At 49.5% G+C, this 17,608-nt stretch carries 13 protein-coding genes; 8 read left to right on the top strand and 5 right to left on the bottom strand.

What is annotated here, in order from left to right; all coding sequences use genetic code 11:
* Positions 1-3: 3 nt before the first annotated feature.
* A complete protein-coding gene (locus IEX98_RS08015; protein ID WP_229692044.1) occupies positions 4-927 on the top strand; it encodes an alpha/beta hydrolase in 924 nt (307 codons plus the stop codon).
* A 489-nt stretch (positions 928-1,416) separates the two neighbouring features.
* Here the strand turns inward: IEX98_RS08015 and IEX98_RS08020 are convergent, their stop codons facing one another.
* Together IEX98_RS08020 and IEX98_RS08025 are read right to left on the bottom strand one after the other, a co-directional pair.
* The gene (locus tag IEX98_RS08020; RefSeq protein ID WP_188888389.1) at positions 1,417-2,688 is read right to left on the bottom strand and encodes an MFS transporter; all 1,272 of its coding nucleotides are present in this window, start codon (positions 2,686-2,688) and stop codon (positions 1,417-1,419) included.
* A 31-nt stretch (positions 2,689-2,719) separates the two neighbouring features.
* Positions 2,720-3,337 (bottom strand): TetR family transcriptional regulator, encoded by a 618-nt coding sequence (locus tag IEX98_RS08025; RefSeq protein ID WP_188888390.1) that lies wholly within the window; start codon positions 3,335-3,337, stop codon positions 2,720-2,722.
* A 173-nt stretch (positions 3,338-3,510) separates the two neighbouring features.
* Here IEX98_RS08025 and IEX98_RS08030 point away from each other — a divergent pair, with 173 nt between their 5' ends.
* A complete protein-coding gene (locus IEX98_RS08030) occupies positions 3,511-6,627 on the top strand; it encodes a hybrid sensor histidine kinase/response regulator (protein ID WP_188888391.1) in 3,117 nt (1,038 codons plus the stop codon).
* Between the two features lie 80 nt (positions 6,628-6,707).
* On the opposite strand, the gene IEX98_RS08035 is transcribed toward IEX98_RS08030, so the two are convergent.
* Both IEX98_RS08035 and IEX98_RS08040 read right to left on the bottom strand, forming a co-directional pair.
* Positions 6,708-7,730 carry an immunoglobulin-like domain-containing protein gene (locus IEX98_RS08035; protein WP_188888392.1) on the bottom strand — a complete coding sequence of 341 codons (1,023 nt, stop codon included), beginning with the start codon at positions 7,728-7,730 and terminating at the stop codon, positions 6,708-6,710.
* 176 nt (positions 7,731-7,906) lie between these two features.
* On the bottom strand, positions 7,907-9,064 hold the full coding sequence (locus IEX98_RS08040; RefSeq protein WP_188888393.1) for a response regulator: 1,158 nt from the start codon (positions 9,062-9,064) through the stop codon (positions 7,907-7,909).
* 139 nt (positions 9,065-9,203) lie between these two features.
* Here IEX98_RS08040 and IEX98_RS08045 point away from each other — a divergent pair, with 139 nt between their 5' ends.
* The 5 genes from IEX98_RS08045 (at position 9,204) to IEX98_RS08065 (ending at position 14,790) form a co-directional block, all read left to right on the top strand.
* Entirely contained in the window at positions 9,204-9,626 is a 423-nt protein-coding gene (locus tag IEX98_RS08045) for a response regulator (protein ID WP_188888394.1), read from the top strand.
* A 165-nt stretch (positions 9,627-9,791) separates the two neighbouring features.
* Positions 9,792-11,285, top strand: a complete 1,494-nt coding sequence (locus IEX98_RS08050; RefSeq protein ID WP_188888395.1) for a spore germination protein — start codon at positions 9,792-9,794, stop codon at positions 11,283-11,285.
* A 6-nt stretch (positions 11,286-11,291) separates the two neighbouring features.
* On the top strand, positions 11,292-12,386 hold the full coding sequence (locus IEX98_RS08055) for a GerAB/ArcD/ProY family transporter (RefSeq protein WP_229692045.1): 1,095 nt from the start codon (positions 11,292-11,294) through the stop codon (positions 12,384-12,386).
* On the top strand, positions 12,379-13,494 hold the full coding sequence (locus tag IEX98_RS08060; protein ID WP_188888396.1) for a Ger(x)C family spore germination protein: 1,116 nt from the start codon (positions 12,379-12,381) through the stop codon (positions 13,492-13,494). The genes IEX98_RS08055 and IEX98_RS08060 overlap by 8 nt, the downstream gene beginning before the upstream one ends.
* Positions 13,495-13,638: 144 nt before the next feature.
* Positions 13,639-14,790: a transglutaminase domain-containing protein gene (locus tag IEX98_RS08065; RefSeq protein WP_188888397.1), complete on the top strand. Its 1,152-nt coding sequence runs from the start codon at positions 13,639-13,641 to the stop codon at positions 14,788-14,790.
* A gap of 304 nt (positions 14,791-15,094) precedes the next feature.
* On the opposite strand, the gene IEX98_RS08070 is transcribed toward IEX98_RS08065, so the two are convergent.
* Positions 15,095-16,246 carry a virulence factor gene (locus IEX98_RS08070; RefSeq protein ID WP_188888398.1) on the bottom strand — a complete coding sequence of 384 codons (1,152 nt, stop codon included), beginning with the start codon at positions 16,244-16,246 and terminating at the stop codon, positions 15,095-15,097.
* Positions 16,247-16,490: 244 nt separating this feature from the next.
* Between IEX98_RS08070 and IEX98_RS08075 the strand changes: the two genes are divergently transcribed.
* Positions 16,491-17,534 (top strand): MBL fold metallo-hydrolase, encoded by a 1,044-nt coding sequence (locus IEX98_RS08075; RefSeq protein ID WP_229692046.1) that lies wholly within the window; start codon positions 16,491-16,493, stop codon positions 17,532-17,534.
* Positions 17,535-17,608 lie beyond the last annotated feature (74 nt).

The raw sequence follows: 17,608 nt of genomic DNA on the forward strand, positions 1-17,608 counted from the left end.
TCGATGATGGGAGCGGCAGCTATCGGCGTGACAGTCGCAGCAGCGATTGTGAGTGCAGCAGCGGCAGGCATATGGCGAATCGGAGTGCGGAGTCAAAGCCCGAAGCGTAAAGAAGTGACGGGAATTGAAGATTCCCGGTTGATCGTGGACGATGTTGTCTTTGAAAGCGCAGGCTCGAAGCTGGCTGGATGGCTGATTCGTCTGCCAGCAGCGGATGCGGATTGTCCGCTGCCGGTGGTCATCGTTGCCCACGGCTGGGGCTCGAACCGTTCGAGAGTGCTGCGCTATGCGAAGCCTCTCTATGAAGCGGGCTATGCGGTTTTCCTGTACGACGCGCGAAGCCATGGCGACAGCGAAGACATTAAAGCCCCTTCCGCGCTTATGTTCCGCGATGATGTGCTTGCAGCTGTACAGGCTGTGCGCAGACTCCCTCAGGCAGATAAGGACCGGATAACGGTACTGGGTCATTCATTGGGCGGTTTTGGTGCTGTTTTATCGCTTGCACAAGGGATGAAGGTACGTGCTGTCGTGACGGACTCGATGCCGATTCATTTCGATACGATGGTCCGGTCGCAGCTCAAGGCAAAGGGGCTGCCGTTTTTCCCGCTGGGCTATTTCATTCCTGCGATATGGCTGCTTCGCGCCAGAATTCCGCGCTCCGTCGTTCGGGCGGCTAATATCCCCGATGTCTTACGGCAATATGCGGGAATTTCCGAAGCGGCGGCACTACATAAAACGCCAGTCTATATGGTTCATTCGCTAGGAGACAGCTTTATACCGGCGAAGGATTTGAAGAAGCTGAAGGATACGCTTGCTCCAGGCACAGTCGATACGCTGTTCGTTCAATCTGACGGGCATAGCGCTTCCGAGCGGGACCCGCAGTTCTGGAAGCATGTACTGCCCTTCATTGACCGCTATATGAAATGAATAGGACCCTATAAAAACAAAGTTGCCTGCGGCACGGGGCCGCAGGCGCAAGAGAGAATATATAATAAAGGGGGGTCATGTGTCTATTATAGAAGCGCAAGATGAAGCCAAGCTGAGTGGAATGTTACAATTGGATTACAAAGTTTATAGCGCTTACAAAATAAATGTGCTACCGGCATAGGAATTGCTAACCTTGTATGATGAATCTGGTGAGCTTGTATTCTAAACGCTAGTGAGCCTGAATATACTATATTGAACAGAATACTCCTCATGGGAGAGGCGGGTCCGGATGAAGAGTCATCTTATCAGGATCGGAGGAGATGGCATGAGCTTTCTGGAAATCCTTGCATTGCTCACGCTTCTATTAAAGATCATTGAGTTGACTCAGAAAAAGGACTAATTATTTTGTTCAAAAAATGGAGGGGCTTAATAGAGCCGCCTCCATTTTAATTTGTAATCGTTTTGGGCGTATGGTCTAAGCTGTCATCATTATGATGACGGCCTATTTACCGTTTCATCCGCTGCCGTCACTCTTACCCGCAGTAAAGGCGGCAAACCGATCAAATAGCTGGTGCTGACAGCAATGGTGCACAACCCCAGAATATAATGGAGCCAGGTGATTGTTATGAAAGCAGGGAAGGCGAGAGCGACAAAGCCAAGCGCGAGGGAGTGACCGAGCATCATAACCGGCTCAATCAACGCATTAACTTTCCCTATATTTTGCGGGGTAACGAGCTCAGGCATCCAGCTTCCGAGCGCTATATTGACTGGTGCAATCGTTATGCCGGCCAGCAGCACAATCGGCAGGTAGGCCCAGATGGCATTCATAGAACCAAGCGCAATAATGATGATGCTGGACATAAACAGTCCGGCGATCAGGACATTGGCCCGTGAGAACCGCTTGATAAATAATGGTCCAATGATGCTGCCGATTAAAAAGCCGATGCCCAGAAAAATCGTAATGAGCGAGGAATGAACGATATAGTTATCCGGACTAAGCTTATATTTCATCGTAAAGATTGGTAGTACGGCAAATACGCCGTTGATGATGCCAAAGAAAAGAAAGCCGGAGACGAGCATAAGGAGCAGCTTGAACTTGAGGATGTAATCCAGCCCTTGCCGGAAATCTTTGATCAGCATCGGAATCCGCAAATCCCGGAGCCTCTTCTTCCCATTAGGCATAAGCGCGGTCTCTGGAAATTGGCAGAGCAACAGCAGAATGCCTGAACCGATAAAGCTTAAGCAATCTACAATAATCGCGCCTTCGATTCCCATATAATAATAAGCCGTCGCCCCCAAACTCATACCAAACAACAAGAACACGCCCGTAATCATCTGATTGAGTCCTGAAGCCTGAACGTACTGCTCCGGTCCGATACTTCCTTGTAAAAGGCCCATCTCAGCTGGCCCGAAAAACTTTGACACCGCGCTGCGCAGAAATAGGATGAGGAAGCACATGAAGATCACATCATAGTGCACAAACAAGAGAAGAAGAAGCGTTAGCCCTGCGCGAATCCAATCGCTGTTGACGGCAATCCATTTCCGGTTAATCAAATCCGCGATAACACCTACAACCCAGAACACGGCCAACGTGGGCAATGAATACATCAGCTCCGCCATAGTCGCATAGGATGGACGCGTGCTGAACCGGTCGACTAAGTAGTAGGCGAAAGCCATGTTCCCCACGACGGTGCCTAGCTGGGACAGGAAGTTTGCCGCAAATAGCTTGGAGAATATAGGGTTGCGAAATAAGGCGATCATCTTCGAATTTCCTCCTCATCGTCTCAATTGCTTAGCGGACCTGAAGCAGCTGCTTCAAGTACCGGATTAACTCTTCCAGTTGCATCTCCGTGTTGGCGACTTGCGGGCCGACCGAAATGGCATACATGACAATTCCCTCCTGGAAGGAGGCGATTAACCGGACTATAGCATCAACGGGCAGAATGGGGGTAAACTCTCCGCGATCGATACCCAGCTGCAGCAGCTTCGCTAACCGGGCAATGCCAGCCTCATACCGTGCGGTCAAAGTTTTCCTACGTGCAGCATCGCGCCATCCCGTCAGAAAATATTCGTAAAAAGGGGGAAGAAAGCTATCCTTAACGCTAATAAGCGGCTCCATCTGCTGCGGTGAGTAAATCACCATCAAGACATCCCAAACGGAAGAATGACGAGCCAGAAGCTCCTCCAAATATTGTTCATGATACAAATCCGACTGCTGAAGCAGCGCTTCGAATATCTCTTCCTTGGTCTGAAAATATAAATAAATCCATCCCCGGCTCATGCCTGTTTCTTCCACGATATCTTTTAAGGTAGCAGGCTCATAGCCTTTTAGAACAAAAACCCGCTTCGCGGCTTCTAAAATTTCTTGCCGGCGCTGTTCTTTTTGCTGATTGGACATTTTGGGCGACAAAATGATGCCCTCCTCTTTTTGTTAAAATGAACCAGGTGTCATTTTTGATTATAATGACACGCGGTTCATTTTACAATAGCAAAAAGAAAATTCTACCTTATTGGATGGCGCTGGGATACAATATTACAAGATATTATGGCATTCGACATCATGCTGTCCGGGAGTTAGTTGAGATGAACAAAAGCTGGATTTTTAAAATAGCGGTTTTGCTGCTCGCCATTAGTTTGCCGGGTTATTTTTTGGTTCAATTTGCAATGTCCGGGGCGAATACGAAGGTTGAGGCGAAGGAAGGCTTGCTTGATTTAAGCCGTTGGAGCTTCCAGCAGGAAGGCAGCGTCGAACTGAAGGGCGAATGGGCCTTTTATTGGAATGAGCTGCTCACGCCAGAGAAGGTGGAGTCCGTGCTTGATGGGCAAGCGATGATTCAGGTGCCCGGGAAATGGAATGATTATTTACGGGAAGTGGAGAAGGTTGACCGGGGAACCGGCTACGCTACTTATCGTCTCCAAATCAAATTAAGCAATGATCAGGCGGGTATGTACGGCCTTCGAACGTCGAACATTAGGATGGCCAACCGTATTTTCGTAAACGGTCAGGAAGTTGGAGCCAGTGGATCACCATCTGTCATTGAACGGGAGAGCAAGCAGGGGAACGTACCCTACACCCGCTTCTTCCCGCTAACGGGAGGAACAACCGATATTCTGGTCCAAGTGTCGAATACGAAGTATTCGAGTGGAGGGATGATTTATCCCATTACGTTTGGGGATCAGGCCTCTATCTTAAACATAAGAGAGCACGCTGTATTTAAGGAAGCGATCATGATCGCTGGTTTTTTGGTGCCGGCTGCTTATTTTCTAATTTTGTACCAGCTCAGGCGGCAGGAACGGGGAATGCTGTATTTGGGGTTGTACTGCCTTGTCGTCCTTCTCTACATTTTAACCCATGGCGAAAAACTGCTTGTCCTGCTCGCTCCTTCCTTTTCCTATATGGTATTACTGAAGCTGCAGTTTATCTCATCAACGCTCGTATACTATTTTCTTCTTTTAGCTACCGTTGCGCTTGATCCTAAAGCGGTACATAAGAAGGTCATGCTATTTTTTCATGGTCTAGCTGCATTGTTGCTGTCGCTTGGGGTATTGCTTCCTACGATGATTTTATCCTTATGGGAGCTAGAAATTATCGGTGCCGGATTTTTGATGCTTCTGTTTCTGATGTACGTGATGATCCAGGGAATGCGCAGCAACAAAACGGACGCCTTGTTTATGCTCATGAGCATGCAAAGCATTATTGCGATTATTGTGGTCAGTGTTTTACAGGTGCTCGGTATCTATAACGATCAAGTGCTTATTCCCTACGAAATGCTCGTATTTGTTATTGCGCAAGCCCTTTTGCTCGCTCAGCGCTTCGCGGGCTCCGTCCGCGATGTTGAAGAGCTTTCGAGCCGGCTGATGACGCTGGACGGGCTCAAGGATGAATTTATGGCCAACACATCGCATGAACTGCGGACGCCGCTGCATGGGATGATCAATATCGCGCAATCCATGCTAGAGGGTGCGGCAGGAGCTGCCGGCAGCCAGAAGCATGCGGACAATTTGGCAATGATCGTGACGACGGGTAAGCAGCTCTCTCTATTAATTAATGATATTCTGGATTTCTCCAAGCTGAAGAACGGTGAGATCGAGCTGCAAAGACGCGCCGTGCATTTGCCGTCCGTTGCCCAATCGGTGTTGGAGGTCATTCCTTATTTGCTGAAAAAAAAGCAAATTGAGATCGTTCAGCATTGGCCGGATCATTTGCCTTTACTAGATACGGATGAGGATCGGCTAAGACAAATTTTGTACAACCTTCTAGGCAATGCTGTGAAATTTACGACGAAGGGGCAAATTACCCTTTCTGCCCGGGAAGCGGGCAGCTTCATCACCATTATGGTTGAGGATACGGGTATCGGCATTGCGGCTGATCGCTTGAAGACGATATTTAATGCCTTTGAGCAAGAAGGCTACGCAACTAATCGTGAGTATGCAGGAACGGGGCTTGGACTCAGCATTACGAAGAAGCTGATCGAGCTGAACGGAGGGCGGATTAAGGCGGAGTCGACGCTTGGTCAAGGCTCTCGCTTCATCTTCTCTTTGCCGGCTGCGAAGCTGTCGTCGCTGCCTGCACCGGCTGATCCAGAAGGTTTACAGCAGGGGGCTGAAGCGGATCACTCGGGCATGCAGCAGCAAGCCGGACTTGCGCAGATCATTCAGGAATCAGAGGAGGAGCCATCTGTTCGGAAACGGAGCAATGATGGCAACGAGTTCCGGGTGCTGGTCGTTGATGATGATCCGGTCAATTTGCAGGTGCTCATTAATTTGCTCACGCTGGAGCAATATGAGGTGACGGCAGTGAGCGGTGCGGAGGAGGCATTGGCGTCGCTTGCCGGTGCTCAGAGCTTTGATCTGGTCATTACCGATTGGATGATGCCGGGCATGTCGGGGCTGGAGCTTTGCCGCAGCATTCGGGAGCGGTTTATGCTGTCGGAGCTTCCCGTACTTCTGTTGACTGCAAGAAGCCGGCCCGATGATATCCGGACAGGCTTTGAAGCGGGAATCAATGATTACTTAAGTAAGCCGGTAGACGCGGGCGAATTGAAGGCGAGAGTTCGGACGCTGCTTGAGCTGCGTCAATCAGTTCGAACAGCGGTACAGTCCGAGCTCGCCTTTTTGCAGGCGCAAATTAAGCCGCATTTTTTATATAACGCACTAAATACGATTATCGCCTTCTGTCCGACAGAGCCGTATAAGGCGATGGACTTGCTTATCGAGCTGAGCCAGTATTTGCGCAGCAGCTTTGACTTCCGCAATCGGGACCGTTTGATAACGCTGGATAAGGAGCTGGAACTTGTGCAATCCTACTTGGCTCTCGAAAAGGCGAGGTTCGACGAGCGGTTAAGGGTGGAGCTTGATTTGAATGCTGACATGCATGCACTTATTCCTCCATTATGTATACAGCCGTTAGTGGAGAATGCAATTAATCACGGTATTATGCGGAAGGAGCTTGGCGGCACGGTGAAAGTTAAGGTCCGCCAAACGGACAGCGTCATCAGTATTGAAGTCTCCGATAACGGGATAGGCGTGGATGAGGAACGGCTGTCTCAGGCTCTATCTGATGGAGGAAGCAGCAGGGTCGGGCTTAAAAATATTAACCGCAGGCTGCTGATGCTGTACGGCGAGGGCTTGCATGTTGAAAGCCAGCACATGCAAGGCACGACAGTCAGCTTCCAGATTCCGATGATGCTTAGGCATTAAAAGCGGCTGCACGAAACGGACAGGAAGAAAAATTTCCCATTTGTTTCGTGAGGCGCAAATTTGTGTGCGTCATTTCCTTATTATGGAGTTTGTAGCGCTTCTTCAATTACTTCTGTTGCGATGTTCCCAGCCGCATCTTCCGCATTGTAATGGATGTAATAGGTGCTTGGTACTGTCGTGTCAATGCCGGTTACAGAGCTACCGTCTTTGGTGCATGTGACTTCGGTCGTTAATCCCGTATCCACATTATCGGTGACGGTTGCGCCGGGATCTGCAAATTCGGCTCCGTACTTTACCAATAGTTCCATAGAGCCGTTTAGTGAAATAACAGGCTTTTCGGTGAAAGGAGCATGGCTATCGTTATATTCCGGGGCTGCCATGATATTGTTGCTAAGAGCAAGGTAGGCCTTTCCATTAGGCAAAAAAACGATTGAGTTCAGGGAGGCAATTGGCGAAAAACTTTTCTTAGTGATCTGACTGCCATTTGCATTTACCATGTAGAGGTGCAGATCATTTTCGCCAACGATATAAAGATTGCCGCTAGGACCAACGCTTAAGCCGTATAAAGGTGTACTGAAATGATCTAAAATTTTTGTCGCTTGGCCTTGTCCTTGCGTGAATTTGTAAATGCCCTTGCTGGTATAGTCGGTAAAATATAAATTGTCTTCTGCGTCAAAGCTCATTCCATAAACATAACTTAAGTTGGTTGCATAATAATTTGTGCTCACAGCAGCAACTGTGGATGAAGAAAGCGGCAGGCTGGTCAGATCACGATTGGCGATTTTTTTGATAACTGCTCTGTTACTATCAATTGTATAGAATAAATCTCCCGCTTGATTGAGAGCGACGGACATGATCTTGTTTAACTCTAACACTTTCGTCACCAATCCAGTATGGATATCTATCCGGTAAATGCCGCCCGGATTGTCTCGTTGTGCCGCATAAATATAGCCATCATGGTAAGTAACTGCTCTCGCACCGGTGAGTTGTACGCTATTGAACTCGCCTATAGGCGATGGATCAGGCGCCGCTAACGTGCTGGACAGCGGAAAAGCTCCAGTGAGCATTAACAAAATCAACAGCACAGCTGTTATTCTTTTCATGCCAAGTAATCCTCTCCTACTCGTGGTTGTTAGACAGAAACGAATCTATCGTATACAACAACGCTGAACCGATTCTGAGCAATTTCGACATTATTAAACAGTATTCAGCATAATAAAAGTCCGGCAGCGGGATAAGACATCACACTGCCGGACTTTTTAATTTCTGTTAGGTAAACTTAATTTTGTATGAGGTTTTGATAGAGGGCTGTCGTCTCCCGATCGGGCTCAGTGCCAAGCTCCTTGTTCAAAAGAGTTGTGAATGACCGGTAATGGCGTTGTACCGCTTCCATATCGTTCAATCTGGCGCAAGCTTCTAGAAGATGACGGCATATTTCTTCCGAGTAAGGATCTCTCTGCTGGGCGGCCATCAGCCGGTTTATAGCATGTGTCTCACGGCCTGCGCTTGTTTCCTGTCTGGCAATCGCGAGTACCAGCTCCATATATTGACGCCGCAGCTGTTCCTGTCGGGGTTTGGCCCACCAATAATCATGCTCCTCCAGATAGTGGCCGGTATACAGACGAAGCATGCTGTCGTAATGGGGGTGTGCGGCTGCCAAAGAGGCAGAATCGCCAACAGGTGCACTGGTTTCCATCAGAGCCTTCTCGAACAGCTCGACATCGGTGAATGCCCCTTCACCTGTAAACGACAGCCGATAGCAGTCTTGTGAGAAATCAATGACGGCCTCCTCACTCCATTCCCGCAGCAGCTTGCGAATCTGATAGATAGAAGTATGTAAATGGGTCATCCCTTTATCGGGAGGATAATCGGGCCATAAACAATCTAGCAATTGTTCCTTGCTGATCCATTGCTCTTTCAGGTGAAGCAGATAGGCGAACAGCTCTTGTGCTTTGGAAGTCCGCCACTTGAGCTTGGCGCTTGGAGTCTTATTGCCGCGAAGCTCCAGCCTGCGAAAGCAGACGATTGCCGGTTCATTCTCAATTCGGGCAGCGGGCTCTGGCGGCTGCTTTCTGTAATTCGATAATTCAATCATACGATTGACCGTTTTGGTGAAGCGGGCTGAGCTGACCGGCTTCAACAAATAATCAAGTGCATTAAGCTCGAATGCATCAATGGCATATTCCGAGAAGGCAGTTACATAGATAATCCGGATGTCGGGATCTAGCTGCAAAATATATTCCGCTGCAGTCAGGCCGCTCATCTCAGGCATGCCGATGTCGAGAAAGACAAAGTCGGTTTTGGACGTGCTCAAATGCTCCAGGCTTTCTCTAACTGTCGTAAAGGCCCCGGTTACTTCAATCCGTCCGTCGTCCTTTATTAACCGTTCCATCTGGATTAATGCCGCTTTCTCATCATCGATTAATAGAGCTTTCATTTGTCTGAAGGAGGCTCCTTCCATGAAGGGATAGTTTATTTATTTATAATTGCACTCCCGTCCCTCTTTTGTCCAGAAATGGTTCATTGGTATTTTGTATACTAATGGGAAAATGAACGAAGGCGTGGAGGCTGAAGCTATGGCGAACATTGTAATTGCCGATCACTCGAATGAATCCCGAATGATGCTGAGAAACCTGCTGGAGCATGACAATCACCTGATCGTTGGCGAAGCTGCCGACGGAGAAGAAGCATATAGAGAATACGAGCGTACTAAACCTGATTTAATCATACTGGAAAGTGAGCTTCCAATCTTGGACGGAGTGGCAGTTTTGCGCAAAATTTTGTATTTCCATCCGCATGCCAGCATCCTGATGATTAGCACGGTCAATGAGGCGAGCACGGTGCTTCGCGCCATTCGGCTCGGGGTGAAGCAGTATATCGTCAAGCCGGTTGAAGCCGAGTCTTTGCGCAGAGCGGTGCGGGAAACGCTGGAGCAGTTGGAGCAGCGACAGGACAAGGCGGAATCGAAGCTGGCTGCCTTTTTGAATAGTTTCGATTAGCACCAGTCTGCCATTCGCTAGTTCTATAATATTACCGAAGCAAGAAACAAAGGCGTCAACCTGCGGGTTGGCGCCTTTGGCGTTTTATAAATACTTTTCCATATATTGCGCAAAATAAGGTTGGTTCATTTAGCGATCATCCATCCTAACCATCCGGAGGTGCGCATGAAAAAGTCCAACTGGTTGAAAAAAATACTGCTAAATACGGCACCGCCTGATTCGGCAGCCGAAGACAACAGCCCGCCGGAAGCGAACGTAGCTCCTACTCTTGCACATACGCTTAAAGAATTTGAGGATTGTGCTGATCTGACTCACCGCCATTTCGAGAATCCGGATGTAGATCTGATTTTTTTCGAGCATTTAATCGATCAATTGAAGTTCAACCGGGAGATCCTTGCTCCGCTGTTAAGCAGCGACGGGGAAGCGGTAGCCAATCTGCTCCAGCAGATGGATTCTTTTATCGTCCAGGATTCCAAGGCGGTAGTTCTCGGCATATTGTCGGGCGGAATCGCGATTTTCGCAGAATCGAAAGCCTATCTCTTCAACGTGTTTGGTCTTCAAACTCGCGCTGTATCCCAATCAGAGACGGAAACGGTCATTACAGGGCCCCATGATGCGTTTACCGAGCAAGTAAGCACGAGTCTGTCGCTGATCCGTTCCCGGTTGAAAAGCTCTCATCTTAAAATTATGAAACTGGCGGTCGGCGAGGTAACGAAAACCGAAGTTTACCTGCTGTATGTTAAGGATCTCGTTAACATGGAGTTTGTCCAGGAAACGGAACGGCGAATTAAGGCGATTGAAGTAGACAGCATGCTGGATACGAATATGCTCATTCAGTATATCGATGACAACAAGTATTCGATTTTCCCGCAAATTCTAACGTCAGAGCGCCCGGATGCAATCGTATCGAAGCTCGTGGCGGGACGTGTGGTGGGCATTGTTGACGGAAGCCCCTCGGCTTTTACGGTACCCACCTCATTCTTTGAATTTTTCTCGTCATCTGACGACTACTACCAGCGCTGGATTCTGGGCAGCGCCATTCGGCTGCTGCGTTTTTTGGCTTTTATAATAACGATCAGCTTCACCGCAATGTACGTGTCCGTTACGACCTTCCATTACGAAATGATTCCGGAAAATCTGCTGATGACGCTGACGGAGTCTCGCAGCCGCGTACCGTTTCCTCCGCTGTATGAAGCTTTGCTGATGGAAGTGACGATCGAGCTGCTGCGGGAAGCGGGGGCGCGATTGCCGACCAAGATCGGTCAGACGATCGGCATCGTTGGCGGTATCGTAATTGGTCAAGCCGCCGTGCAAGCCGGGCTGACGAGCAATATTCTGATTATTGCAGTCGCATCCTCTGCGATTGCTTCCTTTGTCATTCCAAGCTATGTAATGAGTGCTTCGATTCGGCTTATCCGGTTTGGGCTTATACTCATGACTGGTTTATGGGGCAATCTTGGACTTGTAATGGGAATATCGGCTATCGTCATTCATTTAAGCGGATTAACCAGTTTGGGGACATCTTACTTGACGCCGCTAGCGCCGTTCAAATTTAGAGACTGGCGGGATATTTTTATTCGCGCGCCTTTCAGCATGCTTCGGGAGAGGCCAACTCAGAGCGAGTCTCCCAATCCGATCCGAAATCGAACCAAGAGGTGATGCTCGTTGGAGAAAACGAAGGAAAAATTAGCTCCGTTTCACGTGATGATCCTTATATTTATGACGCAAAGCGGGGTTATGGCGTTCATCCTTCCCCAACTGCTGGCGGACAATTTCGGAACGAACGGCTGGGCTTCTCTCATCGGCTTCGGGCTGCTTGCTACGCTGAATGTCGCTCTGATTGGACTTGTTTATAAGCTTGGAAAGGGACGGTCGATCTTCGTCATATTGGAGCAGGCGTTTCCCAAATTTCTGATATTCCCGATTTATGTGGCTGTAGCCTCATTATGGACGATGATCGGATGCCTGGCCGGTAAGGAGTATGTGATGATTTTCCAGATGTTTGCGTTTCCGACGACCAACCCGATGCTATTCAAATTAGTGCTGGATGTGCTCGTTTTCTGGCTGCTGACGAAAGGAATCTACAATATCTCCAAAGCGGCGACGATCTTTTTTTGGCTGTTTTTTTGGATGGTCTTCTTGCTGTTTTTCTTTTACGGAGAGTTTCAGTGGGCCAGGCTAACGCCGTTTCTGTTCAAGGGCGGGAAATATGAATGGATGAAAAATGTAGATATCTACTCGGCGTTTCTTGGCTGCGAGCTAAGCATGCTGCTGTTCAGCTATTCGAATAAGCGGACTAAGCTCATTCAAAGTACAATGTGGGCCAACCTTATAACGACTGCAAGCTATGTATATATGGCGATCATGCTGTTCGGCATTTATAGTCTGAAACAATTGCAAACTAAAAATTTTCCGGTGCTGGATGCGCTGGCTTATATCCGATTTCCCTTCGTGGAGCGCGTAGAAAATTTATTTTACGGCTTTTTTATGTTCTCCGCGATCTTCTCTGTGCTGTTGTTTGTTTGGTCGGCCAAAGAGATGCTTCATCAAATTGTACCCAAGGTGAGGGGAAGTGCGATCGGATTTATAATTATGGCCGCTGCCTACTTTATCGCGATGATCCCGGACATTTTGAATGAGGTAGGCGAATGGCTCAGTATTCTCAGTCTTATTGAAATAGGCGTTGCCTTCGGTCTGCCAGTTGTCCTGATTGTCGTGCTTCTTATACAAAACAATGGAGGCAAGCAAGCCTATGAATAAACGGATTTGTTTCCTTCCAAGGGGGATTGTGCCGCTGCTGCTGCTATTGCTGCTGTCTGGCTGCGGTGATTATCGCATTCTGGAGCGGATGGGCTTCACGAGCACAGTCGGTTTCGATCTGCTGCCCAAAGGGGAGATGGAAATTACGGCAAGCATTCCGAGAGCCGAGGCGTTTACACCTGTCAAGCGGGAGGTATTGTCGACAGTTTCCAAAAGCTCCAAGGAAGCGAAAATCAAGCTGGGACGCGAGACGAACCTGATGATCGTGAATGGCCAATTGCGGGATGTGCTGTTCTCTGACCAAATGGCCGAAAAGGGATTGTTCGAGCATATCGATTCAATAAGAAGAGATACCTCGGTTTCTCCGCAGATCAAAATCGTCATCGTCAACGGCAGCGCGAAGTCGCTGCTCTCCAAGGATTACAAGCAGCATCCGATGACGGACCGGTATATCGATCGCTTATTGGAGAAGGAGGCTGTTGGTCATCTCGTGCCCAAAACGACGCTGTATGACTTCGAGCGGGATTATTATGATGATGGCATCGATCCGGCAGTGCCGATTCTTAAAGAAGAGAGCGACCATATTTCAGTTGATGGGATCGGTCTGTTTAAGGGCGGCCGCTATGTGCTGAGAATCCCCGCAAAAGACGCATTAATCTATTCTTTTCTGCAGGGCAACTTCAAGCAGGGGGAAATGAGTCTGGAGCTAGCGGACAAAGGGGGAGGACATGATATGGTCATGTTCACTTCATTGATCAGCAGCAAGAAAGTGAAAGTCCGGCAGCAATCCGGGCAGAAGCTTAATGTAAGCATCGATGTTCAGATGAAGGGCTCTATTTACGAATATACGGGAAATTTGAAGCTAAGCAATGACAGCGACCGGCATAAGCTTGAGAAGCAGGTATCCGACCACTTAAATGCAAGGGCCAATCAGATGGTCAAGCGGATGCAGGACAAGGAGGCTGACAGCCTTGGCATTGGCATGTATGTCCGCAACGGGATGAGCTATAAAGCGTGGAAAAGCATGGATTGGAGCGAGTCATACGCCAAAGCGAATATCAAATGCAATGTCCACTTCAAAGTGAAGGACTATGGAAGCTTGCAGTAACAGCGCAGCATCGGACGCAGAATACAGCCTGTTCCTCAATTCCTAGCGGGAAGACTAGTTAGCATCTTGATTAATCGGGTAGAATAGATTAAGAAGAGAATGTTTTCCAGTTAGCCATCGTTAATGGTGAAGGGAGGGCGGCACATGCGAAAACATGGAGGCAAGCTGCTTGCCTTAACGCTTGTCGTAATTATCGCGTTCAGCTTGGAGAAGAAGCTGGATTTGTTCTCAGTTATGGCCGATGCCGGTCAAAGCTCGACGATGGGCCAGCTCGAATCTGCGATGGCGAAGCAATTCCAGAGCCGGGCAGAGCATTTTACACTGCAATATGCGGGTGACAAAAAGCAGCTTTCCGACACACTGCAGACGACGATTCGAAGCTCGCTTGCCGAGGATGATTATGTGGCCTATATCCTCGATTCCTATCTGTATACGATCCGCAGCTGGGGAGACCGTTCAACGATAAAGATAGAGGCAAGATACAGGGAGACACCGGAGCAGACGGCGCAGGTCGATGAGACGGTTAAGCACGCACTGGCCGAACTGCTGACTCCTTCCATGAATGATCATCAGAAGGTGAAGGTCATCCATGACTGGATCGTGACCAGATTGGACTATGATCAATCGCTGACCCGTTATACCGCTTATGAGGCATTAGCCACAGGCAAAGCAGTATGCCAGGGCTATTCGCTGCTTGGCTATAAAATGTTGAAGGAAGCAGGCATACCCGTACTAATTGCCGAAGGAACGGTCAAGACAGGCGATCATGCTTGGAACATGGTGCAGCTTGACGGCCAGTGGTATCATCTGGATCTGACCTGGGATGATCCCGTTGTGCAAGGCGCGGAACAAACCGGAAGCGCTTCCTCCCGGATGCAGCCAATCCGCTATACCTATTATTTGAAGACGGATAAGGAAATGAAAGCCGATCATGATTGGGTGAAAAGCTATCCGCCGGCAACTGCAAGCTACGGTGACAAGCTGCGGGAGCTGGGAGATGGAAGCCGGCCGGATGCGAAGGCCTACATCCAGTTGAAAGAGGATATCGGACTGGGCTGGCTCGAAGCCGAGCGAACGATTGCCGACCGTAAAGCGTTGTCCCAAACCGTATTGAAGCAGCTTGCGGCAAAAAGCGTGAAGTTCCAGTTCCGTTACTTGCCCGGAGAGCGTTTGTCGGAAGATTTAAAGGCCGCATTCCTCGCAGCGAGCATACCAGTCGGATACTCTGCCAGCTATGAGCCTTACGGTAATGACGGTTCGATGCTTGTTAGCGTTGAGGTCAGCTATAGCAGTTGAGGAACAAAATGCAAATGTACATTTTGATTCCTTCCAAATGGTCCAAAACAGCATTCAAAATGTAAAAGTGCAGGTGAAATGGCTCCATTCCGCCTTAGAGGCTATTCAGGCCAATCAAACTGCATATTTACATTTTGATGCGAGAAATCGCCGGAAAAGCGGCTTCTAACATGTACTTTTGCATTTTGATTTGTGATGTTAATGGTGGTCGGTCGAGTCCTTAATCGACAGTCAAAAGCCCGGCACGATTGACGTGCCGGGCTTTTTGTTGAGGCTAATCGGTCTTGGATCGGCCTATTAACTGCTATTGTTGCTCGCGTGCGCGGGCTGCGGTCATTTGCTGCCAGACGGACCCGGCAGCTTCTTCGCCGCGTTCGATCCGCTCCAGCGCCATTTGCGCTTGAAGCTGAATTTCGAACTCGGCGTCTTGTGCTGCCAGACGAAGCGCTTCAATCGCACTTTCGTCGCCTATTTCATAGAGGAAACGGGCAGCGCGCCAGCGGACAAGCTTATTCTTATCGCGCAGCGCTTCAATCATCGGGCCGGTTGCCGCCGGATTGCCCCAATCGGACAACGTGTCGCCAGCTGTACGTCTAACGGCGGCGGATTTGTCTCGCAAAGCTTCGATCATATGAGGCATTGCCTCCGGCGTATCGCGAAGGTCGCCGAGATAGACGACGGCGAGCCTGCGTACCGACATGTTCTCGTCACTTAGTGCTTGTGCGAGAACAGGAAGCAGCTCAGGCTCGGCATTGCCGATGCGTTCCAGAGCCGCGTAGCGAACCTGCCATTCCGGTGATTGCAGCCGTTCAGCAATTTCTTCCGCTGAGAGTGGCGCAGGTCTTGCCGGAACGACAGGCTCCTCGCCAGGTCCAAGCGCTTGCGCTGCTTCAATTAATGCGCGGAGCCGTTCTTCCGTATACGCAGCGTCCAGCTCCTTCACGATATCAGCAGCGATCTCTTCCAGCTCGCCATAACGTACGCCGAGCTCCTCCAGCCGCCGTTTACGAATCATTGAGGCGCCAGCGGCTTCCGCAACTGCCTCGCCAAATTTCGGCGGCAGGGCGGAGCGGGCTTCGCGCTCTCCGGTTTTAACCCGCACCTGCATCGGAATGCCGCGGAACATTTGGACGAATACATGTGCTTCACCGTAGCTCTCTGCAGAAGGCACGGCGGTGTCCGCTTCGGCTCCCGCCTCGCCGCCGGACAGAAGCGAACGGGTCTCGGCCAGAATACGGGCCCAATCCGCATTGCTTACGCGATCCAGCGCGATAAAATCAGCCGTGCGGAACACGCTTCGCACGCCTTCGATGGCAAGCAGGCTGCGCAGCGGCTCAGGCGCGCTGTCAGCTTCCTTTTTCGTATACGATTGCTGCAAACCGCGCGGAAGCGGCTCGTCAACATTAAGTTTCATGGAATTAGGACTTGGTGTTGGTTCAATGGAAATTAGCTTCATAGCTCGTTGATAACCTCCCATTCAATAAGCGATATGCATATAAATAGTGTACACAATTAGTGTACATGAAATCGCGCTTTGATGCGAATTGTGATTCCCTTGAAGAGCTGTAGTCTGATCGTCTTGTTGCTTCTGTCTGGCGTAGTTGATATCTTTACAGTATAGCTTTTTTCTGCAAACAAATATTCCGACAGCGATATCATGAACATCTACAACTAACGCAAATGAAGCGAGGGATGCAGCATTGAGGCCTAAAAAATTTGTGAATATCGAGCCGATCGAGCAGCACAATTCGTTCAAACAGTTTACCAGATGGCGTCAGGAACGGATGAACCGAGTCAAACAGAAGGATTACTCCTATACGGTTCCAAACGTCAAACCGGAGCTTTCTTTTTTGCATAATTGCCGCAGCCACAAACAGCCTTCCATTACGTGGGTAGGCCATTCCACTTTTCTCCTTCAAGTGGCCGGGCTTAATCTGATTACGGATCCGGTATGGTCGGGACAGATGGCTTTCCAAAAAAGGCTGGCACCGCCGGGCATCCCGATTGAGGATGTACCTCCGATTGACGTTGTCTTAATTTCACATTCCCATTATGATCATTTAAATATTCAATCGCTTCGCCGTCTCGGCGGACGCAAGCAGCTGCTCGTCCCAGCGGGCCTAAGCTCCAAGCTCAAGCTGAAGGGATTCGCCAATGTCAAAGAGCTGCACTGGTGGGAATCCGTTCATATCCATGGTGTAAAATTCACATTCGTTCCCTCGCAGCATTGGACCCGGCGCAATCCTTGGGATTCGAATAGCTCCCACTGGGGCGGATGGGTCATTGAGCCTTATGCTTCGTCTATGCCGAATTCGGCGGGTTCAACGGACGAAAGCGGAGCAGGTCAGGCAGCTGGCGCAACAGGCCGGCCGCTTGTTTGCGAGGCGCCGACGATTTATTTTGCCGGGGACAGCGGTTATTTCCAAGGCTTTAAGGAAATCGGCCGGCGGTTCGATATCGATGTAGCACTTATGCCAATCGGCGCTTATGAGCCGGAATGGTTTATGGGGCCGCAGCATGTCACGCCGGAGGAGGCGCTGCAGGCTTTTGAAGATACAGGAGCCAAGTGGTTCGTTCCGATGCACTATGGAGCGTTCAAGCTTGCCGACGATACGCCGCGAGAAGCGCTTGACCGGCTTGAAGCAGAGCGTGCCGCCCGTGAGATTGAGGAAGAGAGAATTGTCGTTCTTCCGCACGGAGAGACATGGAAGCTTGCCGGTGGTCTAAATCATCAGCGCAAATGACAAATAAGAACAAAGCCGAGCCAAATGCGTTCAATGACAACTGGCATGGAGAGCGATATACTAACAGCAATGGC

This window comes from Paenibacillus radicis (ex Gao et al. 2016) (assembly GCF_014641555.1).
Taxonomy (GTDB): Bacteria; Bacillota; Bacilli; order Paenibacillales; family Paenibacillaceae; genus Pristimantibacillus; species Pristimantibacillus radicis.